At 64.9% G+C, this 22,097-nt stretch carries 22 protein-coding genes and 1 tRNA gene; 14 read left to right on the forward strand and 9 right to left on the reverse strand.

From position 1 onward, the window contains the following. Nucleotides 1-79 precede the first annotated feature (79 nt). Both BXY53_RS14180 and BXY53_RS11735 read right to left on the reverse strand, forming a co-directional pair. Nucleotides 80-247, reverse strand: coding sequence for a hypothetical protein (locus tag BXY53_RS14180; RefSeq protein WP_210209234.1), 168 nt, complete (start codon nt 245-247; stop codon nt 80-82). Between the two features lie 55 nt (nt 248-302). Next, on the reverse strand, nt 303-578 hold the full coding sequence (locus BXY53_RS11735; protein WP_119062200.1) for a hypothetical protein: 276 nt from the start codon (nt 576-578) through the stop codon (nt 303-305). Between the two features lie 97 nt (nt 579-675). On the opposite strand from BXY53_RS11735, the gene BXY53_RS11740 reads away from it, so the two are divergent. The 6 genes from BXY53_RS11740 (at nt 676) to BXY53_RS11765 (ending at nt 3,512) form a co-directional block, all read left to right on the forward strand. Continuing rightward, nucleotides 676-915: a helix-turn-helix domain-containing protein gene (locus BXY53_RS11740; RefSeq protein ID WP_119062201.1), complete on the forward strand. Its 240-nt coding sequence runs from the start codon at nt 676-678 to the stop codon at nt 913-915. Between the two features lie 47 nt (nt 916-962). Next, entirely contained in the window at nt 963-1,391 is a 429-nt protein-coding gene (locus BXY53_RS11745; RefSeq protein ID WP_119062202.1) for a hypothetical protein, read from the forward strand. A 164-nt stretch (nt 1,392-1,555) separates the two neighbouring features. Continuing rightward, a complete protein-coding gene (locus BXY53_RS11750; RefSeq protein ID WP_119062203.1) occupies nt 1,556-1,882 on the forward strand; it encodes a signal recognition particle in 327 nt (108 codons plus the stop codon). A 12-nt stretch (nt 1,883-1,894) separates the two neighbouring features. After that, nucleotides 1,895-2,185 carry a hypothetical protein gene (locus BXY53_RS11755; protein ID WP_119062204.1) on the forward strand — a complete coding sequence of 97 codons (291 nt, stop codon included), beginning with the start codon at nt 1,895-1,897 and terminating at the stop codon, nt 2,183-2,185. Nucleotides 2,186-2,195: 10 nt separating this feature from the next. After that, nucleotides 2,196-3,227: a minor capsid protein gene (locus tag BXY53_RS11760; RefSeq protein ID WP_119062205.1), complete on the forward strand. Its 1,032-nt coding sequence runs from the start codon at nt 2,196-2,198 to the stop codon at nt 3,225-3,227. 15 nt (nt 3,228-3,242) lie between these two features. Further along, entirely contained in the window at nt 3,243-3,512 is a 270-nt protein-coding gene (locus BXY53_RS11765) for a hypothetical protein (RefSeq protein ID WP_119062206.1), read from the forward strand. Between the two features lie 263 nt (nt 3,513-3,775). Here the strand turns inward: BXY53_RS11765 and BXY53_RS11770 are convergent. Both BXY53_RS11770 and mutS read right to left on the reverse strand, forming a co-directional pair. Continuing rightward, a tRNA-Ser gene (locus BXY53_RS11770) sits at nt 3,776-3,865 on the reverse strand. A gap of 100 nt (nt 3,866-3,965) precedes the next feature. After that, complete coding sequence (mutS, locus tag BXY53_RS11775) at nt 3,966-6,674, reverse strand: DNA mismatch repair protein MutS (protein WP_119062207.1); 2,709 nt, start codon at nt 6,672-6,674, stop codon at nt 3,966-3,968. A gap of 158 nt (nt 6,675-6,832) precedes the next feature. On the opposite strand from mutS, the gene BXY53_RS11780 reads away from it, so the two are divergent. From BXY53_RS11780 to BXY53_RS11795, 4 genes are all read left to right on the forward strand, one after another. Beyond that, the gene (locus BXY53_RS11780) at nt 6,833-9,106 is read left to right on the forward strand and encodes an NADP-dependent malic enzyme (RefSeq protein ID WP_119062208.1); all 2,274 of its coding nucleotides are present in this window, start codon (nt 6,833-6,835) and stop codon (nt 9,104-9,106) included. A 65-nt stretch (nt 9,107-9,171) separates the two neighbouring features. Beyond that, on the forward strand, nt 9,172-9,858 hold the full coding sequence (locus BXY53_RS11785; protein WP_119062209.1) for a DsbA family oxidoreductase: 687 nt from the start codon (nt 9,172-9,174) through the stop codon (nt 9,856-9,858). 19 nt (nt 9,859-9,877) lie between these two features. Beyond that, complete coding sequence (locus BXY53_RS11790) at nt 9,878-11,185, forward strand: SAM-dependent methyltransferase (RefSeq protein WP_119062210.1); 1,308 nt, start codon at nt 9,878-9,880, stop codon at nt 11,183-11,185. A gap of 115 nt (nt 11,186-11,300) precedes the next feature. Then, on the forward strand, nt 11,301-12,014 hold the full coding sequence (locus BXY53_RS11795; RefSeq protein WP_119062211.1) for a fumarylacetoacetate hydrolase family protein: 714 nt from the start codon (nt 11,301-11,303) through the stop codon (nt 12,012-12,014). Nucleotides 12,015-12,087: 73 nt separating this feature from the next. Here the strand turns inward: BXY53_RS11795 and ilvC are convergent, their stop codons facing one another. Continuing rightward, complete coding sequence (gene ilvC, locus BXY53_RS11800; protein ID WP_119062212.1) at nt 12,088-13,107, reverse strand: ketol-acid reductoisomerase; 1,020 nt, start codon at nt 13,105-13,107, stop codon at nt 12,088-12,090. A 179-nt stretch (nt 13,108-13,286) separates the two neighbouring features. After that, nucleotides 13,287-13,874: a GNAT family N-acetyltransferase gene (locus BXY53_RS11805; protein ID WP_119062213.1), complete on the reverse strand. Its 588-nt coding sequence runs from the start codon at nt 13,872-13,874 to the stop codon at nt 13,287-13,289. 161 nt (nt 13,875-14,035) lie between these two features. Here BXY53_RS11805 and BXY53_RS11810 point away from each other — a divergent pair, with 161 nt between their 5' ends. After that, complete coding sequence (locus BXY53_RS11810; protein ID WP_119062214.1) at nt 14,036-14,383, forward strand: carboxymuconolactone decarboxylase family protein; 348 nt, start codon at nt 14,036-14,038, stop codon at nt 14,381-14,383. A gap of 16 nt (nt 14,384-14,399) precedes the next feature. On the opposite strand, the gene BXY53_RS11815 is transcribed toward BXY53_RS11810, so the two are convergent. Genes BXY53_RS11815 through BXY53_RS11825 form a run of 3 tightly spaced genes read right to left on the reverse strand, consistent with a single transcriptional unit; the run spans nt 14,400 to nt 17,237 of the window. Then, on the reverse strand, nt 14,400-15,605 hold the full coding sequence (locus BXY53_RS11815) for an ABC transporter permease (protein ID WP_119062215.1): 1,206 nt from the start codon (nt 15,603-15,605) through the stop codon (nt 14,400-14,402). Next, complete coding sequence (locus tag BXY53_RS11820) at nt 15,587-16,321, reverse strand: ABC transporter ATP-binding protein (RefSeq protein WP_119062216.1); 735 nt, start codon at nt 16,319-16,321, stop codon at nt 15,587-15,589. Before BXY53_RS11820 ends, BXY53_RS11815 begins: the two co-directional genes overlap by 19 nt. A gap of 10 nt (nt 16,322-16,331) precedes the next feature. Continuing rightward, nucleotides 16,332-17,237 carry an efflux RND transporter periplasmic adaptor subunit gene (locus BXY53_RS11825; RefSeq protein WP_170144439.1) on the reverse strand — a complete coding sequence of 302 codons (906 nt, stop codon included), beginning with the start codon at nt 17,235-17,237 and terminating at the stop codon, nt 16,332-16,334. Nucleotides 17,238-17,365: 128 nt separating this feature from the next. On the opposite strand from BXY53_RS11825, the gene BXY53_RS11830 reads away from it, so the two are divergent. The 3 genes from BXY53_RS11830 (at nt 17,366) to BXY53_RS11840 (ending at nt 22,088) form a co-directional block, all read left to right on the forward strand. Continuing rightward, entirely contained in the window at nt 17,366-18,328 is a 963-nt protein-coding gene (locus BXY53_RS11830) for a magnesium transporter CorA family protein (protein ID WP_170144440.1), read from the forward strand. Nucleotides 18,329-18,405: 77 nt separating this feature from the next. Further along, the gene (locus tag BXY53_RS11835) at nt 18,406-19,551 is read left to right on the forward strand and encodes a mandelate racemase/muconate lactonizing enzyme family protein (RefSeq protein WP_119062218.1); all 1,146 of its coding nucleotides are present in this window, start codon (nt 18,406-18,408) and stop codon (nt 19,549-19,551) included. Between the two features lie 194 nt (nt 19,552-19,745). After that, entirely contained in the window at nt 19,746-22,088 is a 2,343-nt protein-coding gene (locus BXY53_RS11840; RefSeq protein WP_119062219.1) for an efflux RND transporter permease subunit, read from the forward strand. Nucleotides 22,089-22,097 lie beyond the last annotated feature (9 nt).

The raw sequence follows: 22,097 nt of genomic DNA on the forward strand, positions 1-22,097 counted from the left end.
GCCGCCCGACTCGCCTTCCAGCGTGATCTTCCGGGCCGCGATTAGAAGGCCATGAAGCTCGTTCAACTGGTCCTGAATCTCAGGCATCATCGTTTTCCCCCTTGCTGGCGTTGCGGCTGTTCTCCACGGCCTCGATCAGCGTTCCCACGTGGATCGACGCGCCGTCGATCGCGCGGGCGGCTTCGATCAGGTGCCGCTGGGCTTCGCGGAGCTTGTGAAGCAAATCGCTTTGCGTCTGCATTGGCATTGCTTGCCTCGTCGTCAGAGCGCCCCACCGGCGCGGCGGCCGGCGGGGCGAGTTGTTACTTCACGGCGCGGAGTTCGGGCTTGCCTTCGGGCTGCTGCGGCTTCTGCTTGGCCGCTTCGTTCTGCTTCGCACGGGCCATCAGGTCGTCGAGGTCGATATTCGGCTCGACGCCCGCACGCTCCAGGGTGAGCTTCAGCCAGTCGATCAGGGCGCTGTGCGTGATGCCGGCCTTGCCCGTGGCAACGCTCATCTGGACGATGCCGAGAAGCTGGAAAACGTCCCGAAGGATCGCTTCGTGCTCCGCTCTGTAGCTGCTAGGGAGTTTCGTCATTGCATCCTCCTAGGTTTCGCGCTACACAAAAAGTGTAACGCGTCACCTAGGGGCAATCAACATAAAATAGGCATCAAAATAACGAAAAAGGGTAACGATGACGGCTGAGCAGTTGCGCGCCGCTCGCGCGTTGGTGCGCTGGTCGCAATCCACGGCAGCAGAGCGGGCGTCTGTGTCGCTGGAAACGATCAAGCGGCTAGAGCGCATGTCTGGACCGCTCACAAGGGTGCATGTCGAGACGCTGCAAGCTATCCAGGACGCGCTGGAGCAAGCTGGCGTCGAGTTCATCGACGCGAACGGCGGCGGCCCCGGCGTGCGGCTGCGCAAGCGCGTCTGAGCGCGGCGCGGCCTGAAGGCCGAGAAAGCGGATAAGGAGAAGGATTGATGACGGCGAAAAAGCAGGATCACACGCCTCGGCCCAAGCAGCCCAGCGCGGAGGAGCTCAGCGCGGCGGCGAGGGTGGCGAAACAAGGGTGGCACGCGGTGAACGAGAAGATGGGTTGTACATCTTCGTCACATGACGAAACCGACGACCCCTTCCCCGCACCGACAGGTCGGGACGGGGGCTACGTTGCGGGCGAAAACTCTCGCCTGCCCGGCGTTGTCGAGTGGTTCGACCGGCAAGTTACGAATGGGCGGATCGCGCCGCACGATCTCGCCGTTATCGCCGAAGATCTTCGCGTAATGGCGCAAGTGTACGGCCGGACGAAGGGTGACGAAAGGCGCAAGCGCCGGCCGATCCCGCTCGACAAACAATCCGAGCGACTCCAGGCGAACAAGGAGCGGCACAAAAAGCGGCAAGCAAAGGTTTAACGGGTGCCGGGACGCCTGCCCCCGGGGCGGACACCCCGGAACCAGCACGCAAAAGCGGCCGGACGCCCTGATCGCCTGTTAGACACGCTCCCGATCTCTTGCCGCGTGATAGTTGCGCCGATAACGTACAATTTCAGATCGTCACAGACTAAGGATCGCGCCAGATGAAAGCACTGTTCGCTATCGCTTTCGCCTTGCCTCTGAGTGCTGCCACGGCAGCCGCGCAAGACCTCGAAAGCATGAATCTCGCCAACCAGCTTGGAACCGTGCTCGCCTCCGAAGAAGCGTGCGGCCTCAGCTATGACCAGGACGCGATTGCCGCTTTCATCGAAGAGAATGTCGCCGCTGATGATATGGGCTTCGCTTCGACGCTGCGGGGGATGACCAAATGGCAGCGCTCCGGTCTGAAGAGCATGTCTGCATCCGAGCGCACGGCGCACTGCACGCAGATCCGGCGGGTGGCAGTATCTTACGGATTCATCAAAGACTGAGGGGAGGAAATCTTGCCCAAGAAATACATCGAGAAGCGCCGGCGCGGCTTCTTCGGCTGGATCATGCTGGCGCTGTTCTGGGCGGTCAACGGCCTGATGGTCGTATGGCTGGGCGCAAGCATGGGGCGTTGGGGCGAGCAGGCTCAAACCCTGACGACGGAAGCCGAACAGGCCGGCTACGGCGCGGGCATGGCGGTGGGCCTGACCGTGATCCTCGTCGTGTGGGTCTGCCTGGCCGGCATCACCGGGCTGCTCGCCTACATGACCCGCGGCCGGAAGGAAATCACGGAAGTCGAAGAATAGCAGCGACGCGATGGCCGACCCCGCACTCGACATGATTATCCGCCACCGCGTCGGGCTGGAGCAGTACACGAACACGATCAACAACAGGATCCGCCGGCACCTGCAGCGGGTCCAAAAGGATATCGTCGACCAGATCAACCAGCGCGGGCCGTTCATCGACGAGCGCGGCGTCATCACGAAGCAGAAGAACCGGCGCCGCCTCACCCGCATGAATAAGGTCATCGAGGATCTGCTGGCCGAAGCGCATATCGCGCTCAGGAAGGACCAGCGGGACGGCCTCGTCGACCTGGCGGAATATGAAGCCGAGTTCGTCGAGCAGCTCTACACCAACGGCCTCGGGATCAACTCGGCCTTTGACCGGCCATCGCGTGAGCTGCTTCGCGCGATCGTGACCTCGGAGCCGTTCCGCGGTGACGTGCTGCGGAGCTGGGCCCAGCAGATGGAAGCCAACCAGCTTCGGCGGATCAAGCAGCAAATCCAGATCGGGCTGACCGAGGGCGAGAGCATCGAAGAGATCGTCCAGCGCCTCAGGGGCACGCGGGCGCTGAATTTCACCGACGGCCAGTTCGCCAAGGACAAGCGCAACGCCGAGGCGCTGACCCGCACGGCCGTGAACCATGTGCAGTCCCGCGCGCACGAAGAGGTCGTCAAGCACAACCCCAAGCTGTTCTCGAAGAAATACGAGTGGGTTTCGGTGCTGGACTCGCGCACGACGCCGATTTGCCAGTCCCGCGCGGGCCGGATCTACAATCAAGGCGAGGGACCGCTGCCCCCAGGTCATTGGGGTTGCCGAAGTGTGGTACGCTACTTCACCAAGTTCGAGGACGTCCCGGAGAGCCAGCCGAAATACGACGAATGGCTCCGCGACCAGCCGGCGGCGGTCCAGGATGAGGTGCTCGGGAAAAAGAAGGGCAGGCTGTACCGCGAGGGCCGGCTGAACCTGTCGCAGTTCATCAACGACGGGCGTATGCTGACGCTGGAGCAGCTCCGCGAACGCGAGGCGAAGGCGTGGCAGGCGCTATCGCGGCAGAATGCAGGATAACCGGCTGACAGGCCAATGAGCGACGATGCGCCGAAGCGCCGATTTCAGGTGGTCGACGGCGACAAGCCTTCGCCGAAGTATCGCAGCCGCAAGACGGGCGAGCCGGTTCACGTTCGCCCCTACAAGTGCGGCCATTGCTCCGAACAGCTCGGCTACAGCTTCACCGCGCTCATCCAGGTGCGCTTGGATGCTGTCGAGGAGAACGACAAGCTGCGCGGCGGGGCGTTGTGGTGGGCCTGCGCGCGCTGTCTGCACGCCAAGTATCGCATCCGCGGCCTGCCATAGCCCCGGGGGCGGGGTGGAAAATCGCGCGGACCGCGTTCAGGACCGGCGGCGCTCCTGCGCGCCATCAACATCCAACAAACGGCTTTCGATGGCGGGAAGTTTCTACACAGCGAAAAAAGGGGCGGGGGCGTTGCGGAAACCGGCCGGGGGCCGCGGCGCGATCGGCGCGCGCCGAAACGATGCGCGAAGGGGGACTCAGCGTGGGACCGCTTTCGTGGCTGGTCGCGTAACGCCTTGATATTCGGGCATTTTCCGCGAGGAATTGGCGGAGAGGGTGGGATTCGAACCCACGGAACGCTTGCGCGCTCAACGGTTTTCGAGACCGCCCCGTTCGACCACTCCGGCACCTCTCCGCGCGTGGCGCAACGGCCTCTGTCTCGTATGTATCGCTTCGCTCCCGCGCACGCAACCGGGGCAACCACCCGCAGCAAATTTGGACTGCCACCGCGCAGATCAATCGATGAGCGCCTTTAGCCGGTAAAGCTCTGCAAGCGCGTCGCGCGGAGTCATGCCGTCAGGATCGAGCGCGGTGATCTCCTCGCGCAGCGTCTTGAGCGCCGCGATCTCCTCGTCCGCGCCGTCATACGCCTCCTGTGCCGGCTCCTGCAGCGCCGCAGCGAAAAGCGGCAGATCGTCCATCGCCGCGCCGGCGCTGCTCCCCTCGCGCTCCAGCCGCGCCAGCACCTCCCGCGCCCGCTTCACCGCCGCGCGCGGCAGCCCCGCCAGCTTGGCCACCTGAATGCCGTAAGAGCGGTCCGCCGCGCCGGGTGCGACCTCGTGCAGAAAGACGATCTCGTCGCGCCATTCCTTCACGCGGATGGTGGCATTGGCCACCCCCGGCAGCCGTTCGGCGAGCACGGTCAGCTCGTGATAATGCGTCGCGAAGAGCGCTCGACACTGGTTCACATCGTGCAGATGCTCTGCGGCCGCCCAGGCAATCGAGAGCCCGTCATAGGTTGCGGTGCCCCGCCCGATCTCATCGAGGATGACCAGCGCGCGCGGCCCGGCCTGGTTCAGGATCGCGGCGGTCTCGACCATCTCGACCATGAAGGTGGAGCGCCCGCGCGCCAGATCGTCCGACGCGCCCACGCGGCTGAACAGACGATCCACCACGCCGATATGCGCCGACTTCGCAGGCACGAACGAGCCGGCCTGCGCGAGGATGGCAATCAGCGCGTTCTGCCGCAGATAGGTCGACTTGCCGGCCATGTTCGGCCCGGTCAGCAGCACAAGCCGCGCGGCGTCCTCGGAATCGGCCGATAGGGCGCAGTCATTGGCGATGAACGGGGTGCTTCCTCTCAGCGTCTGCTCGACCACCGGGTGCCGCCCGCCCTCAACGACGAATGCGCCGCTGTCGTCCACCCTGGGCCGTACATAATTGCGCTCTTCCGCGAGTTCGGCCAGCGCGCAGGCCACGTCCAGCCGCGCGATCGCTTCGGCAAGAGCGCTCAAGGCGTCCTGCTCAGCCAGCACCTCTTCGCTCAGCCGCCCGAAAATCTCCTGCTCGATCGCCCGCGCCCTCTCGCCCGCAAGCGTGATGCGCGTCTCGGTCTCCGCCAGTTCCGGCGTGGTGAAGCGCAAAGCGTTCGCGAGCGACTGGCGCAGACGGAAGGTCTCGTTGTGCGGCGGTTCGCGTAGGCGTTCGGCCTGCGTCGCGCTGACCTCCAGGAAGTAACCGAGGATGTTGTTGTGGCGGACCTTGAGCGATTTCAGCCCGGTTTCTTCGGCGTATTTGGCCTGCAGCCCGGCGATGACGGAGCGGCTGTCATCGCGCAGCTTGCGGTTCTCGTCGAGGTCGGCATCGTAGCCCGCGCGGATGAAGCCGCCATCGCGCGCTGAGCCAGGCAATTCGTCCTCCAGCGCCGCGGACAGCGTTGCGCGGACCGGCGTCTGCGAGTTCGTCAGAACTTCGGCAATCTCGCCAAGCTCGCCCGGCAAGGCGTCCGCACCGGCCAGCAGTTCGCGCAGCGCTGCAGCGCAAGCGAGCATATGCCCCACCGCGCCAAGATCGCGCGGACTCCCCCGTCCCAGCTTGAGCCGCGATAGCGCCCGCGCCCCGTCCGGCGCTTCGCGCAGCCTTTCTCGAAGGCCCGAGCGCAGGCGCGGCGCATCCAGAAGCAGCGCGACCGCACTGAGGCGCGCGTCGATCGCCTCCGGCGATGTCAGCGGCCGGTTGATCCGCGCGGCCAGTTCCCGCGCGCCGGGCGCGGTCACGGTCCGGTCGACCGCCCAGAGCAGGCTGCCCTCGCGCCCGCCGTTGATCCCCTGCGTCAGCTCCAGGCTCGCGCGTGTGGCCGCATCCATGATCATGGCGTCGTGGCCGGCGGCCTTGCGCGGTGGCCGGAGCAACGGCTTCGCACCGACCTGGGTGAGTTCGATGTATTTGAGCGCGGCACCCACAGCCGATAACTCGCCCGTCGTGAAGTCACCGAAGCCGTCGAGCACGCTCACTTCCAGCGCGGCCTTCATCGCCGCTTCCCCGGCCCGAGCGCTGAAATGCGCATCCGGCGTCGGCGTTATCGCCGCGGGGTGCTCGTCGAAAACCGCCTGAAGCTCAGCGTCCGCACTATCGGGCGCGAGGATTTCGCGGGGGCCAAGCCGCGCCAGTTCGCCGGGCAGGTCCGCCGCCGCCACCTCGCTCAGGATGAATTCACCGGTCGAGATATCGACCGACGCCAGCGCGTATCCCGCACCGCCGCCCGCCAGCCGCGCGGTGCACACCGAAGTGAGGAAGTTGTTTCCGCCCGCCTCCAGCAGCCCGTCCTCGGTCAGCGTACCCGGCGTAACCAGCCGCACAACCTCGCGCCGCACGACAACCTTCGCGCCACGCTTCTTCGCCTCGGCCGGATCTTCGGTCTGGTCGCAGACGGCGACGCGGTAGCCCTTCCCGATCAGCTTGTGCAGGTACTCCTCGGCGCGCGCGACCGGCACCCCGGCCATCGGGATGTCCTCACCCAGATGCTTGCCGCGCTTGGTCAGGTGGATGCCGAGCGCCGCGGCGGCCTCGACGGCATCATCGAAAAACAGCTCGAAGAAATCCCCCATCCGGTAGAACAGCAGATAGCCCGGATGGGCCGCCTTGATCTCCAGATACTGCGCCATCATCGGCGTGACAGCATCGGCGTCCGTCGCGGAATCTGCCTTTTTCACCGTGCCGTGCATGGGGACTGTCCCTCGAAAACGCTTAAGACCCCTGCGATAGGATGAAAATGATCTCCTTGAAGCGGTCGCAGGCGGTGTCTATGGTCACATTTTTCGATCCGCCACGCAGCGTCAGCACATGAGCGCTTCGGCCTAACCCACAGAAAATCCAAAAACCGATGTCCACGAAGTCCAAGGAAACGCAGTTCACCCGCCAGGAGGCGCTCCAGTTCCACCAAGAGGGCCGCCCGGGCAAGTTGGAGATCGCCCCCAGCAAGCCGATGTCCACCCAGCGCGACCTGAGCCTGGCCTATTCGCCGGGCGTGGCCGTGCCGGTTCAGGCCATCGCGGAGAAGCCCGACCTCGCCTACGACTACACGACCAAGGGCAACCTCGTCGCCGTGATCTCGAATGGTACGGCGATTCTCGGGCTGGGCAATCTGGGGGCGCTGGCCTCCAAGCCGGTGATGGAGGGCAAATCGGTCCTCTTCAAGCGCTTCGCGGATATCGACTCCATCGACCTGGAAGTCGATACCGAGGACGTGGACACCTTCATTCAATCGGTGCGCTATCTCGGTCCGTCCTTCGGCGGCATCAATCTGGAAGACATACGCGCGCCCGATTGCTTCGTGATCGAGCAGCAGCTCCGCGAATACATGGACATTCCGGTCTTCCATGACGACCAGCACGGCACCGCGATCATCGCCATTGCCGGGCTCATCAATGCCATGCACCTGACCGGAAGGGAACTCAAGGACATCAAGCTCGTCGTGAACGGCGCCGGGGCGGCCGGCATCGCCTGTCTGGAACTGGTGAAGGCGATGGGTCTGCCGCACAATCAGGCGATTTTGTGCGACTCGCGCGGGGTGATCTATCAGGGCCGCGAGAAGGGCATGAACCAGTGGAAGTCGGCCCATGCGGTCGACACGCCCGCGCGCACGCTTGAGGACGCGCTGGAAGGGGCCGACGCCTTCTTCGGCCTGTCGATCGCCGGTGCTGTGACGCAGGAGATGGTCAAGAGCATGGCCGACAAGCCGATCATCTTCGCCATGGCCAACCCGGATCCCGAAATCACGCCCGAGGAGGTGGCCGAAGTCTGCGACGACGCGATCATGGCGACAGGCCGGTCCGACTACCCGAACCAGGTGAATAACGTCCTCGGCTTCCCCTACATATTCCGCGGCGCGCTCGACGTGCAGGCGAGCACCATCAATGACGCGATGAAGATTGCCGCGGCAGAGGCGCTGGCGGAGTTGGCCCGCGCCGACGTGCCGGATCAGGTGGCTGCCGCCTATCAGGGCCGGCGGCTGCGCTACGGGCCGGAATACATCATCCCGGCGCCGTTCGACCCGCGCCTGATCAGCCACGTCTCGGCGGCGGTGGCCAAAGCGGCGATGGACTCCGGCGTGGCCTCACGCCCGATCGTCGACATGGACGGTTACAAGGCGCGGTTGTCGGAGCGCATGGACCCCACCGCCGGCTTCTTCCACATGATCTTCGAGAACCTGCGCGAGTCGCCCAAGCGCGTCGTCTTTGCCGAGGGCGAGGAGGAGCAGGTCGTCCGCGCCGCCAGCGCCTTCGCCGAAGCGGAACTCGGCACGCCCGTGCTGATCGGCCGCGAAGAAGGCGTGCGCGAGATGATGGATCAAGCCGGCATCATGCGCGAATGCGACGAGATTGAAGTCGTCAACGCCCGGGTCTCGGAGCACAACGCCGAATACGCCGAGTTTCTATACGCTCGGCTGCAGCGGCGCGGTTACCTCAAGCGGGACTGCCAGCGGCTGGTAAACACCGACCGCAACATCTTCGCGGCCTGCATGGTGGCGATGGGCCACGCCGACGCGATGGTCACGGGCGTGACGCGCAATTGGGAGACCGCGTACCAGGACGTGCGCAAAGTGCTGGATCCAAAGCCCGGCCATACGCCGATCGGCGTCTCGCTCATTCAGTGCCGGGGGCGCATGGTGCTGGTCGCGGACATCTCCGTGCACGAAATGCCCAACCCGACCGAGCTGGCCTACATCACCGTCGAAGCTGCTCGCGTGGCCCGCCGTCTGGGGTTCAAGCCACGTATCGCGCTGCTGGCGCATTCGACCTTCGGACATCCGACAGGCGAGCGCGGCGAGAGTGTGCGCGATGCAGTGAAGATCCTGGACGACTGGGGCGTGGACTTCGAGTACGACGGCGAGATGGCCGCCGACACGGCTCTGAACCGCAAGGCGATGTCGGCCTATCCGTTCTGTCGGCTGTCGGACACCGCCAATGTTCTGATCATGCCGGCGTTCTACTCGGCCAGCATCTCGACGAAAATGCTGCAGGAACTGGGCGGCAGCAAGGTCGTCGGGCCGCTTATCGTCGGGCTGAACAGGCCGGTGCAGATCGCCGGGCTCGGCGCGACCGATAATGATCTGGTGAACTTCGCGGCGCTCGCGGGTTACGACGTGGCGGGCTAACCGCGAGACGGGAAAAGCACCTGCAACCTGTTGGCACAAACCATCGCGTCAGGCATAGTCTGCGCATGACTCAGCCGTTCGGATCCGCGCCGCTCGAACCATTCCCGATCAAGGTGATCGCCGACGTGATGTGCCCGTGGTGCTTCGTCGGAAAGCGCCGGTTGGAGCGCGCGTTGGAGCGGCTGCCGCATATCGAGGCGGTCGTGACCTGGTGGCCATTCCTGCTGGATCCGACGATCCCGCCCGAAGGCATGGACCGAGGCGAATACCTGCAGAAAAAATTCGGCTCTTCGGATGGCGGCGAAATGTATCTCGCGTTGCGCGAGGTCGGGCGCGAGGATGGCATCGAATTCGCCTTCGACGCGATCGAGCGGTCGCCGAACACGGTGGACGCGCACCGCCTGATCTACTGGGCGGGCGATCCCAAGACGCAGGACGCCGTCGTCGAGCGGCTGTTTCAGCTTTACTTCCTCGAAGGCGCGGATATCAGCGACCCCGACGTGCTCGCCGATGCGGCGGCGGAGGCCGGCATGGATGCCGAAGCGGTGCGCGAAAAGCTCGCCGATGACCGGGACCGAGACACGATCCTCAAGATGGTCGAGGAAATGCAGAAGGCCGGGGTCAACGCCGTGCCGGCCTTTGTCCTAGGCGGCAAGCGCGCCGTGGTCGGCGCGCAACCGGTCGACCTGCTGCAGGAGCAGATCGAGTTGGCTGAAGAAGAATTCCGCGCCGAGCGCTACGAGCCGGATTAAAGGGGATAAGGGCCCAGCGATGAAGGCCCAGGCACAGGACCGCCAAGTGGCGGCGGCGCGCGGCCTGGTCGCGCATCTGGCGGATCATCTGGATCTGGATGCCTCGGTGCGGCTCTGGGACGGAACGCTGCTCCCACTGGGACGTGACCCGCGGGGCCCGCTGACGATCTCGATCGCCGCGCCGGGCGTTATAGCCTCGCTTCTCCGCTGGCCAACGCTGGACCGGCTGATCCGGCATTACGCGGCCGGTGACATCGAGCTTGAAAGCGGCTCGCTGATCGATCTTGGCCATCAACTCGAGGAAGGCGGGAGGCGCAAGTCCCTCAAGGGCGTCAGCAAGCGCCGGGTCGCGGCTGCGTTGCTGTCCTTCCTGCTCACTCGGGCGCAACCGCCGGGTGACGCCCGTGCTTTTGCCGGCGACGCCGATGGGTCGGGCCGCGCGCAGGCGCAGAACCGCGACTTCGTTCAGTTCCATTATGATGTCGGCAACGACTTCTACCGGCTCTTCCTCGACGAGCGGATGCAGTATTCCTGCGCCTATTTCACGGATCCAGCCAACTCGCTCGATCAGGCGCAGACCGACAAGCTGGAGATGATCTGCCGCAAGCTGCGCCTGGAACCGGGCGACCGGGTTCTGGACATCGGCTGCGGCTGGGGCGGGCTGATCTGTTATGCCGCGGAGCACTATGGCGTCACGGCGCATGGAATCACGCTGTCGCCCGCGCAGCTGGAAGTGGCAAAGGCGCGCATCGCCGCGCAGGGGTTAAGTGAACGCGTCACGGTTGGCCTGACGGATTACGTCGATATTTCCGGGACTTACGACAAGGTGGTCTCGGTGGGGATGTACGAGCATATCGGGCTGGCGAACATCGACAAATACATGCGCGCGGTGCGCCGCGTGCTGGCGCCGGACGGCTTGTTCCTCAACCACGCGATCTCGCGCCGGTCGAAGCGGAACCGCCGCCGCTTCGGCGCTCGCGCCGAACAGCGCGCCCTGAAACGCTACATCTTTCCCGGCGGCGAACTGGACGACATCGGCCACACCGTGCAGGCGATGGAACAGGCCGGTTTCGAGGTGCATGACGTCGAAGGCTGGCGCCGGCATTATGCGCGGACCACGCGGCTGTGGTGCGAACGGCTGATGGCGCGGCGCGAAGAGGCAGAGGCGCTTGTCGGCGCGCCGACCTATCGCATCTGGACGGCCTATCTGGCAGGGTGCTCGCTGGCCTTCGAGCGCGGATCCGCGCGAATTTTCCAGACGCTCGCCTCGCGCAGCGCGCGCGGCGACCCGCCGCTACCGCCTACCCGCGCCGATCTCTATCGCTGAGTGCAAATGCGAATGAGGCCGCTGAGCCCTTGCGCCCCTGAACCGGCGCGCGCAGGAGCGACAGGCCGGCCATTCCAGCGCATCGAGACCCCAACAGGAGCCAGGAAACGAGCCGATGTCTCACGCAATCCATGACGCCCCCGGCGAAGGCTATGTGATCGAGCCGCCCGCCGTCACGGCACTCCCGATTCACGACAGCGGGGCGCTGTTCCCGGTCAATCGCATCTTCTGTATCGGCCGGAACTATGCCGCCCACGCGGTGGAGATGGGGCACGACCCGGACAAGGAGCCGCCATTCTTTTTCCTAAAGCACGCGAGCGCGCTGGAGACGAGCGGCGCGTTCCCCTATCCGGCGAAGACGGCGGATGTGCATCACGAGATCGAGATGGTCGTCGCGCTGGAAAAGGGGGGCACGGACATCCCGGTTGCCGATGCGCTCGCTCACGTCTACGGCTATGCCGTTGGGCTGGACATGACAAGGCGCGACCTTCAGAGCGAAGCCAAGAAACGCGGCTGCCCGTGGGACGTGGCCAAGAGCTTCGAGAACTCCGCGCCTTGCGGGCCCCTCGTTCCAGCCTCGCGCATCGGGCACCCCAGCGAAGGAGCGATTACGCTCGACGTCAATGGCGAGCGCCGCCAGGACGGCGATCTCAACCAGATGATCTGGAAGGTGCCCGAGATGATCGCCATCCTGTCGGAGTATTTCACGCTCCGACCGGGCGACCTCATCATGACCGGCACGCCGTCCGGCGTGGGGGCCGTCCAGCGTGGCGACGTCATGCATGGGCGGGTGGCCGGCGTCGGCGAGATCGCCGTGAGCGTGGTGTGAAGGCCGTAACAGGGCAGCGACGGCCCGGCATCAAGCCAAAGACCGTCGTTGCCAAGAGGAAGAGAGCGATAGGTTAGTTGCGCTCCTTGTCGACCAGCGCGCCTTCGGTGATCCACGGCATCATGCCGCGCAGCTTCCGGCCAACTTCCTCGATCTCGTGCTTCTCGCTGGCCGCGCGGCGGGCCTTGAAGCTGGTCTGGTTGACCTTGTTCTCCAGCATCCAGTCCCGGGTAAAGCGGCCGGTCTGAATGTCCGCCAGAACCTCTTTCATCCGCTGCTTGGTTTCCGGTGTGATGACTCGCGGGCCGGAGACATATTCGCCGTATTCCGCCGTGTTGGACACAGAGTAGTTCATGTTGGCGATGCCGCCCTCGTAGATCAGGTCGACGATCAGCTTCACCTCGTGAACGCACTCGAAATACGCCATCTCAGGCGCATAGCCGGCCTCCACCAGCGTCTCGTAGCCAGCGCGCATCAGCTCCACAAGACCGCCGCACAGCACGGTCTGCTCGCCGAACAGGTCGGTTTCGCACTCCTCGCGGAACGTCGTCTCGATGATGCCCGCACGGCCACCGCCGATCGCTGCGGCGTAGGACAGCGCGAGATCATGCGCGTTACCGCTGGCGTCGCGGTCGACGGCCATCAGGCAGGGCACGCCCGCGCCGCGCTGATATTCCGCGCGCACCGTGTGGCCCGGCCCCTTCGGCGCGACCATCGCAACGTCGAGGTCGACGCGCGGCTCGATCAGGTTGAAATGGATGTTCAGCCCGTGCGCGAAGAACAGCGCCGCGCCGCCGCGCAGATTGTCCTTCAGATGCTCGTTGTAGATGTCACCCTGCAACTCGTCCGGCGTGAGGATCATAACCACGTCGGCGGCCTTCGCCGCATCGGCCACACTCATCACGGTCAGCCCCTGCGCCTCGGCTTTTCGCGCTGAGCTGGAGCCTTCGCGCAGGCCCACCACCACATTCGCGACGCCGGAGTCCCGCAGGTTGAGCGCATGGGCATGGCCCTGGCTGCCAAAGCCGATAATCGCGACATTCTTGTTCTTGATCAGGTTGATATCGGCATCACGATCGTAGTAGACGCGCATCTCTCTCGAAGCTCCTCGTTACGAAAATGTTCTTGGATTGAGGCCCGGCGTCGCCCGTCTTGCGCATGTCCGCCGGGCCAGCCGTGAGCCGTTCGGGCCGGCGGCATCTGCCCGGCCGTGTCCGATGCCGGCGGAGCCTAGCCATCCAGTGCGTTGCCAGCAAGCCAAATTGCGCGCGGCTAGAAGCTCTTGGTCATCAGCAGCCAGTTGTCGCTCTCCACCGACCAACCGTTCTTCACGATCGCGCGTGCCGCCGTCTGGCGGTAGCCGGACCGTTCATAGAGCCTGAATGCGCCGGTGTTCCTGTCAGCGACGATGACGCTCATTCCGCGCGCGCCGGTATCACTGCCGATTTCTTCGGCGAGCGCCAGCAACTGCCCGCCCAGACCGCGTCCGCGCGCCTCTGGCCGCACCGCCAGAACATTCACGTACCACGTCCCCGGCGCAAGGTTCTCCAACTCCTGCAGCGGCCGCAGGAGCGGCGGAAAATCCGGTTCAATTGGCTCTACCTGTTCGGGGATGGGATAGCCGATCAGGCAACCGGCCGTGCCGCCGTCTGCCTCGATCATGATCGCGTTGCGATAGGAGAAGCCTCCGGTCTCGCGCCGGGCGCGTGCCACGCCGACATCCCAGCCGCTTTCGCTCTCGCCCGCCATGCCACGCCAAAGATGCAGCGGAAGGCCCTCACCCGCGTTATTGATCAGTTCGGCCAGCAAAGGCGCATCCTCGGGCCGGGCGCGCCGGAACGGTCGCTGCAGATTGTCCATGGCGTCCTCCCTTTTTTGTTCTGTGCCGGAAAGGCTAACACGCCGCGCGCGCAATGTTCCGCTCTGATCATCCGTCTCGCGCAAAAGCCTTGACGACCACTGGAGCCGGGGCATCCTGCGGGCGCGAGCATCCACTCAGCCCAGACTCCAAGGGAGCCACCATGACCAAGGACTTTCCGGAAATTGCGGATGACGTTTCCAACGACGCGGCGGCGCTGCGCGAAGCGATCCCCGACCAGATGGCCGGCTTCGCCCAGCTCGGCGCCGCCACCTACAAGGACGGCGCGCTCTCGCCCAAGCACAAGGAGCTGATCGCACTGGCCATCGGTATCACCGTGCGCTGCGACGGATGCGTGTCCTACCACGTGCGCTCGGCTTATGAGAAAGGCGCGACGCGGGAGGAGGTCGCCGAGGCAATCGGCGTGGCCGTGCACATGGGTGGCGGGCCTTCGATGGTGTATGGCGGCGAGGCCCTGCGCGCCTATGACGCCTTCGCCAAGAAGGGCTGACGGCTCAATCAGCCGCTCACTCGTGGCGCAGCGCATCGATCGGGTTCAGATGCGCTGCGCGACGCGCCGGAAAATAGCCGAATATGATCCCCACCAGCGCGGAGAACAGGAACGCGACGACGACGATCTGAACATCGAGAATAAACGGGATGTCCATCGCCTGGACCGCCAGACCGGCGAGCGACAGCCCGAGGAGCACACCGATCACCCCGCCGATCAGCGACAGCACGACCGCCTCGACCAGAAACTGCATCAGCACCTGCGATTCCTTCGCACCAATCGCCAGCCGGATGCCGATCTCGCGCGTGCGCTCGGTCACCGAGACCAGCATGATGTTCATGATGCCGATCCCGCCGACCAGAAGGCTTACACCCGCGACCGCGCCGAGCAGGACCGTCAGGATCGAGGTTGTCTGAGTCTGGGTGGCGGCAATCTGCTGCATGTCGGCCACTGCGAAGTCATCTTCTTCGCCCGGGCTGATGTTCCGCCGCTCGCGGAGCAACCACTCGATGTCGGCCTGAACTCTGGGGGTCAGGTCCTTTTGGCTCGCTGAGACATAGATTGTACCAATGTCCGTATTGCCAGCGATGCGGCGCTGATAGGTGCGCATCGGCATGATCACGACATCGTCCTGGTCCCGGCCGAAGCCGGTCTCGCCCTTCTCCTCCAGCAGCCCGATCACCTCGCACGACACCTTGTTGACGCGAATGCGCCGTCCGAGCGGGTCGGTCGATCCGAACAATTCTCCGCGCACCGTCTCGCCGATGAGGCAGACGGCCTGACCACCTCGGATCTCGCCTTCCAGGAAGCGCCGCCCGCGCTGGAGACCCAAGTCCTGCGTGATGAAATAGGCATTGTCCGTTCCGATTACCGTCACGGAACGGCTTTGCGAGCCGAGCACCACGGTGGCCATGCTCCGCGACACGGGCGCGACGGCGCGGACATTGCGCAACTGGCTTCGCAGCGCCTCGATGTCGCGCGCGTCAAATGGCTGTGCCTCGGCGGTGGCGCGGCCGGGACCGAACTGACCGGGCCGAACGAAGAGGAGATTGGAGCCGAGCTTCTCCATCTCCGCTTCGACCCGCGCGGTTGTGCCCTTGCCGATCGTGACCATCGCGATCACCGCCCCGACGCCGATGACCACGCCGAGCAGCGTCAAAAACGAGCGCAGCGCGTTACGAAGGATCGCCTGGAAGGCAAGCTTCACGGTCTCGTAGAACATGCGCCCGCCTCTTCCTTGCGCGTGTCCGAGTCGATCCGGCCGTCCACGAAGCGGACCACCCGGTCGGCATATTCGGCCATGTCATGTTCGTGCGTCACCATAAGAACCGTGATGCCCTGATCACGGTTGAGCCGGGTCATCAGGTCCATGACTTCATGGCTGGTCCGGGTGTCGACGTTGCCGGTCGGCTCATCTGCAAGCAGCACATATGGGCGGGTTACGATGGCACGAGCAATGGCCACGCGCTGTTGCTGCCCGCCGGACAACTCGCCGGGCGTATGCCCGGCCCGATCACCCAGCCCGACATGCTGGAGAGCCTGCATCGCCAGGTGCAGCCTTTCCCTGCGCCCCATGCCGCGATAGATCAACGGAAGCTCGACATTCTCGATGGCCGAGGTGCGCGCCAGCAGGTTGAAGCCCTGAAACACGAAACCAAGAAAATTGCGCCGCAGGAGTGCGCGCTGGTTCCGCGTCAGGCTGGCGACATCTACCCCCATGAAGCGATAAGTACCGTCCGTCGGCTCATCCAGACATCCGATGATGTTCGCGACAGTGGACTTGCCGGACCCGGACGGCCCCATGATCGCGACGAACTCGCCCTCCTCGATACGCAGGTCGATGCCGTCCAGCGCGCGCACCTGCGCGTTTCCGGTACCATAAACCTTGGTCACGCCTGTTAACTCGATAAGGGGCGCTTTTGCGGCGGCCTTTGGCATGGAAGCCCTCTCACGAGGTGGTGGCGGCCGTGTCCACGATCACGCGCTGGCCCGGTTCGATATCGCCTTCAACGACCTGCGTGCGCCGACCATCGCTAGGTCCGATCGTCACCTCAACCTGCTTGGGCTCGTCCTCCGTAAGGACCCAGATCTGGCGCTCAGGCCCGGTGGTCGCTTGCCGGGTCGGCTCGCGCAGGCGCGGCGGCCCGGGGAGTAGCCGCCGGATGAAGCTGCGGTCATCTCCGGTCTTGTCCGGCTCGGGAACGTAGCGCAGCGCCTCGTTAGGAATCGTGATCACGTCATCAAGTTGCTGGACGGTGATCTCGGCCGTCGCGGTCATGCCGGGGCGCAGCAGCAGATCCGGGTTCTGTGTCTGGAGCACGGCCTTGTAGGTCACGACGCCCTGCACCGTCTCCGAACCGTAACGCAATTCTTTGATATGCGCGGTGAAGGTCCTGTTCGGATAGGCGTCTACGCTAAAGGTCGCGCGCTGCCCCTCCGCAACCTCGCCGACATCGGCTTCATCGACATCGACGCGGACCTCCATCTGCGTCAGGTCCTCGGCGATCGTGAAGAGCGTCGGCGCCTGGAAGCTGGTCGCGACCGTCTGGCCCGGCTCGACGTTCCGATCCAGCACTGTCCCCTTGATCGGCGAACAGATGCACGCCTTGGCGAGGTTCGTCTCGCTCAACTGCAGATCAGCAGCGGCGGCAGCAACATCGGCCTTCGCGCTTTCCACCTCCGCGATGGCCCGCTCATAGGCGGCCTGTGCAACCTCGAAGTCATGCTCCGAGACGACGCCCCGCTTCACGAGGCGGCGCTTGCGCTCATAGTCCAACTTTTTCTCCGCGAGTGTCGCCTGGGCTTCCTCAACCCGCGCCTTTCCCGCAGCCAGTTTCGCCCTCTGGCTTTGCACCGTTGCTTCGTATAGGGCAAATCCGTGACTGGCACACCTCCATGCGCCGATGCCGCCCTTTGCGATTTGGCAAGGCTGTACGTCTCCGACAATTTGCGATGCAATGCGGGTCAGTCCACGAGGAATCGATGATACGAACATACCGCATGAGTTCCGGCCGGATTGACGTCGCAGAAGGCGATGCGGCGCGCGACGGGGCCGACACAGCAACCTGGATCGACCTGTCCGAGCCGACGCCCCGGGAAGCAGAAAGGATTGAAAGCCTTTTGGGCGCTGCCATCCCCACGCATGAGGACATGGTCGAGATCGAGAAATCCAGCCGTCTTTACGCCGTACACGATGTTGCGGTGATGACGGTGCCACTGCTCATAAGAAGCGCCGGGCAATATCCCGAGACGACTCACGTCGCCTTCATCCTGACACCGCGCCGGCTCGTCACCGTGCGCTACGGCGAGCCGCCGTCATTTGCCGACTTCGCCGAGATCATCGAGCGGCGCCCCGAGGCGCTTGCCGGGCCGGGCATCGCCTTCGCCGGTTTGCTTGACGCCATCGTCGATCGCCTGGCCGACACGCTGGAGATGACCGGACGCGATCTCGACACCCTCGGCCGCTCCGTCTTCACCGGCAAAGCGACCTCCCGCGACCTGCGCGACCAGATGCAAAAGCTGGGCCGCTGCGGCGAGGTCATTTCTAAAGCGAGCGAGAGCCTCGTTGGAATGGCGCTGCTCGTAACCTTCGCGCGCGGGCTGGACACAGTGCAGGCCGACGACGAGGTCGCGCGCAAGGTGCGCACGGTCGGCCAGGACGTTGAGGTGCTCTCCCAGCATTCGGGCTGGCAGACGAACAAGAGCGCGTTTCTGCTGGACGCCCTGCTCGGCATGATCAACATCGAGCAGAACAGCCTGATCAAGATTTTCTCGGTGGTCGCGGTTGTGTTTCTGCCGCCCACGCTGATCGCCAGTGTCTACGGCATGAATTTCGAGCATATGCCCGAGCTGGATTGGTGGTTCGGCTATCCACTGGCCATCGTGGTGATGATTGCTTCGATGGTGCTACCTTACCTGCTGTTTCGTCGGAAGGGCTGGATCTGACATGGCGGCAATCGAACAGCTCGTATGCGCGCCCGACTTGCCGCTTCGACGACTCCGCACGAAAAGGCCTTGAAGCGATGGCGGAACCAGTAAAGCTCAACCGGATTGAGGCCTTCGTCTACCGCGTGCCGATCGAAGAGCCGGTTGCGACTTCCTTCGGCATCATGCGCGATCGCCCGGCTGTGTTCGTGCGAGTGGAAGACAGCGAGGGGGGCCACGGTTGGGGCGAGATTTTCGCCAACTGGCCGGCGGCGGGGGCCGAGCACCGCGCCAATCTGCTTGCCCGCGACGTTGCCGATACCGCGCTCGGGTTGCCGCTCACGCACCCTTCCGATCTTTATCGGGCCCTTACGGCGCGCACGCATACGGCCATGGTTCAGTCAGGCGAGTTCGGCCCGTTCCGGCAGGTTATCGCGGGACTTGATACGGCGGTCTGGGACCTGTTTGCGCGCCGGGCGGGGCTTCCCCTGTGCCGCTTTCTCGATGCCGGAGCCGCGATGCGCGTGCCGGCCTATGCCAGCGGGATCGCGCTTCGCGGCGCGGAGCCCGTGATCGCGGGAGCACGTGCGGCGGGCTTCTGGGCGTTCAAGGTCAAGGTGGGATTCGACACCGCGAATGAAGCCGAGGAGATCAACCGGCTGTCCGGGACGCTGACCGAGGGCGAGCGGCTGTTCGCCGACGCGAACCAGGCATGGAGCGGCCCAGAGGCTGCGAATTTTCTCGCGGGCGTCGCCGACGGCGCACTGGGCTGGCTGGAGGAGCCGTTGCCCGTGGATGCACCGGAGGAGGCATGGCGGACGCTGGCCGGACATAGCCATGTCCCCTTGGCAGGCGGCGAAAACATCGCGGGCCGGGAGGCGTTCGAGCATGTTATTTCCGAGGGTCTGCTATCGGTGATCCAGCCAGATGTCGCGAAGTGGGGCGGCGTGACGGAGTGCTTCGCAGTCGCGCGCGCCGCGCTGGCCGCCAGGCGCACCTACTGTCCGCATTTCCTAGGTGGCGGGATCGGGCTACTGGCTTCGGCGCACCTGCTGGCGGCCGCGGGTGGCGACGGCCTTCTCGAGGTCGACGTGAACCCGAACCCGCTGCGCGCGACAATCGCATCGCCCGCGACGCATGTGGGTGATGGCACCTGGACGCTCGACGCGGCGCCGGGGCTGGGGGTCGATGCTCTGCCAGACGAACTGGCGCGCTTCCAGACCCTGCGTGTGACCTGCCCGTGAAGCCGCGCTGCTTCCGCTCCAGCCGCGCGCGATTCGGGTCCAAGTCACGCGCCGCTGCCGTGATCGCCCCTGAGGGCCGGTGTGCAACTCTCAAGCCGCAGTAGCGTGACCGCCTGGCTTCGCCTATCCTGCGTTGGCAAACGCCGCTTAGGAAGTTCGCAACCATCTCGCGGCCAGAGCATCGGGTTCAATTCTTGGCCATCCAGCAGGCGCATCAGAGACGGATCGGACTGGGGCTGGAGCGGCTGGGCCTGCTCCCGTTGCGCTTCCCGATCCTGTTCCTCGTGCTGATCGCCGCGATCACGGCTGCGTCCGTCGTCGGCTACAACCGCCTGAAGGTCGAGGATTCGCTGACCGAGCTGTTCCGCACCGACACGCCGGAATTCCGCACCTACCAGACGCTGACCGAGCGTTTTCCCTCCAGTGAGTTCGACGTGCTCGTTGTCATCGAGGGCGAGGAACTGCTCACGCGCCCGGCGCTGCAGACCCTGCGCGACATCGTTCTGGAGCTGCAGTTCGTTGAGGAACAGCGCGGCATGATCTCCATGTTTTCCGCGCGCCAGCCGCCGACCGAGGCGGGCGAGATTCCACCGCCGCTGTTCCCGGCCGAGCTGCCAAAAGGCGAAGCATTCGACGAACTGATCGAAAAGGTGCGCGAGAACGAAATCCTGCGCGACAAGCTGCTCTCGCCGGACGGAACGCTGACGCTCATCGTTATCGCGCTCGATCAGGCGGCGGTGCGCGAGCAGGGACTCCGCGCGGTGGTTGGCGAGATCGAGCGGATCGTTGACGAGAACCTGCGCGGCACCGGCCTGACGGCCCAGCTCTCCGGCGCGCCGGTCATGCAGCTTGAAATCCGCAACGCGGTGGAGCGCGACCGGCTGATCTATAACGGGCTGGGCTTTGCAATTGGCGCGCTGATCGCCCTTGTTTTCTTCCGACGCCTGTCGCTGGTCGTGATCGCCGCCGGGCCACCGGCGCTTGCCATCCTGTGGTCGCTCGGCGCACTTGGCTGGATGGATTTCCGGCTCAACCTGTTCCTGAACGTCATGTCGCCGCTCATCATGGTCATGGCGTTTTCCGACACCATGCAGATCACCTTTGCCATGCGCGACCGGCTGGTAGCTGGCGACGACAAGCGCACGGCGCTGCGCTACGCGATCCTGCGGGTCGGGCCGGCCTGCGTGCTGACGGTGGCGACGGCAGCGGCCTCGTTCATCACGCTGTTGATCTCGGACTCCGCGCTGATCCGCACCTTTGGCGCGGCGGGCGCGCTCTCCTGCGTCATCGCCTATGTGGCGGTCATCACGCTGGTGCCGTTGCTCGGAATGCTCCTGCTCGGCAACGACCACAGCAAGCTCCGCGAAGACAAGGGCGGGCATGACCGGCCGATGCGGGCGCTGCGGGGCTTGTGCGAATGGATCGCGGATGGCGTGACGGCGCGGCCGATCTTCTTCGCTTCGTTGAGCGTGGTCCTGATCGTGACGATGGGTGCAGCGCATCTGAGCCTGGAACCGCACTATCGACTGGCCGATCAGGTGCCGGACCGCGAACAGGCGCTTGAGGCCAGCAGCCGGCTGGACGAGAAGCTGACCGGCGCGAACCCTGTGCACATCCTCATCGAATTCAAGGAAGGGCAGGACGTTTACGATCCGCACACGCTGGAGGTGGTCGGCAAGATCCACCGGCTGGTGCAGAGCGAGCCGAAGGTCGGCAATGTCTGGTCGGTCGAGACGCTGCGCGACTGGCTGCAACGCTCGGATGAATATTCCATCGCCAAGCTCAAGCAGTATGTCGAAATCCTGCCCGAGCATCTGGTCCGCCGCTTCCTCGCGGAGGATGGTCAAAGCGTCGTCGTCACCGGCCGCGTGCCGGATATCGACGCCAGCCGGCTGCTTCCGGTGATCGACTCCATCGACGCCAAGCTCGACGACATCCGCCAGGAGTATCCCGGCTTCGAGATTTCCGTCACCGGCCTGCCGGCGATCGCCGCGCGCAACAGCGCCGACATGATCAACCAACTCAGCCGCGGCCTGTCTGCCGAAATGGTGGTGGTCGCGCTCATGATCGCGCTCGCCTTCCGCTCGATTATCATCGGGGCCGTGGCGGCGCTGCCCGGCCTGTTCCCGATCTTCGCGTCGGGCGCACTGCTGGCCTTCACCGGCGAAGGGCTGCAATTCGCCAGCATCGTGGCGCTGACGGTCGCGTTCGGCCTGGGGCTGGACGCGACGATCCACTATCTCAACCGGCTCCAGCAGGAGGACCGCCCCGGAGCCGACCCACGCGAGGTCATCAAGCGCGCGACGGTTCTGATCGGCCCGGCGTTGATGCTCACCACCATCGTGCTCGCCTGCGGCCTCGCGGTCGCCATGTTCTCGGACCTGCCATCGCTGCGGCTGTTCGGGCGGCTTGCGGCGATCACGCTGATTGCCGCGCTGATTGGCGATTTGATGATCCTGCCTTCGGTTATGCTGCTGATCCGCCGGTTGCGCCGGCGCAGCACGCAAACCGCTGACCAAAGCGCTTCCGGCCTGTGAGGCGAACCC

Source organism: Dichotomicrobium thermohalophilum (assembly GCF_003550175.1).
Taxonomy (GTDB): domain Bacteria; phylum Pseudomonadota; class Alphaproteobacteria; order Rhizobiales; family Rhodomicrobiaceae; genus Dichotomicrobium; species Dichotomicrobium thermohalophilum.

Coding starts and splice junctions, on each gene's coding strand:
- BXY53_RS11835 (WP_119062218.1), top strand. CDS start 18,406: ATGGCGGAACCAGTAAAGCTCAACCGGATTGAGGCCTTCGTCTACCGC.
- BXY53_RS11810 (WP_119062214.1), top strand. CDS start 14,036: ATGACCAAGGACTTTCCGGAAATTGCGGATGACGTTTCCAACGACGCG.
- BXY53_RS11765 (WP_119062206.1), top strand. CDS start 3,243: ATGAGCGACGATGCGCCGAAGCGCCGATTTCAGGTGGTCGACGGCGAC.
- BXY53_RS11805 (WP_119062213.1), bottom strand. CDS start 13,874: ATGGACAATCTGCAGCGACCGTTCCGGCGCGCCCGGCCCGAGGATGCG.
- BXY53_RS11750 (WP_119062203.1), top strand. CDS start 1,556: ATGAAAGCACTGTTCGCTATCGCTTTCGCCTTGCCTCTGAGTGCTGCC.
- BXY53_RS11815 (WP_119062215.1), bottom strand. CDS start 15,605: ATGTTCTACGAGACCGTGAAGCTTGCCTTCCAGGCGATCCTTCGTAAC.
- ilvC (WP_119062212.1), bottom strand. CDS start 13,107: ATGCGCGTCTACTACGATCGTGATGCCGATATCAACCTGATCAAGAAC.
- BXY53_RS11760 (WP_119062205.1), top strand. CDS start 2,196: ATGGCCGACCCCGCACTCGACATGATTATCCGCCACCGCGTCGGGCTG.
- BXY53_RS11745 (WP_119062202.1), top strand. CDS start 963: ATGACGGCGAAAAAGCAGGATCACACGCCTCGGCCCAAGCAGCCCAGC.
- mutS (WP_119062207.1), bottom strand. CDS start 6,674: ATGCACGGCACGGTGAAAAAGGCAGATTCCGCGACGGACGCCGATGCT.
- BXY53_RS11735 (WP_119062200.1), bottom strand. CDS start 578: ATGACGAAACTCCCTAGCAGCTACAGAGCGGAGCACGAAGCGATCCTT.
- BXY53_RS11785 (WP_119062209.1), top strand. CDS start 9,172: ATGACTCAGCCGTTCGGATCCGCGCCGCTCGAACCATTCCCGATCAAG.
- BXY53_RS11740 (WP_119062201.1), top strand. CDS start 676: ATGACGGCTGAGCAGTTGCGCGCCGCTCGCGCGTTGGTGCGCTGGTCG.
- BXY53_RS11830 (WP_170144440.1), top strand. CDS start 17,366: ATGATACGAACATACCGCATGAGTTCCGGCCGGATTGACGTCGCAGAA.
- BXY53_RS11790 (WP_119062210.1), top strand. CDS start 9,878: ATGAAGGCCCAGGCACAGGACCGCCAAGTGGCGGCGGCGCGCGGCCTG.
- BXY53_RS11780 (WP_119062208.1), top strand. CDS start 6,833: ATGTCCACGAAGTCCAAGGAAACGCAGTTCACCCGCCAGGAGGCGCTC.
- BXY53_RS14180 (WP_210209234.1), bottom strand. CDS start 247: ATGCCAATGCAGACGCAAAGCGATTTGCTTCACAAGCTCCGCGAAGCC.
- BXY53_RS11795 (WP_119062211.1), top strand. CDS start 11,301: ATGTCTCACGCAATCCATGACGCCCCCGGCGAAGGCTATGTGATCGAG.
- BXY53_RS11820 (WP_119062216.1), bottom strand. CDS start 16,321: ATGCCAAAGGCCGCCGCAAAAGCGCCCCTTATCGAGTTAACAGGCGTG.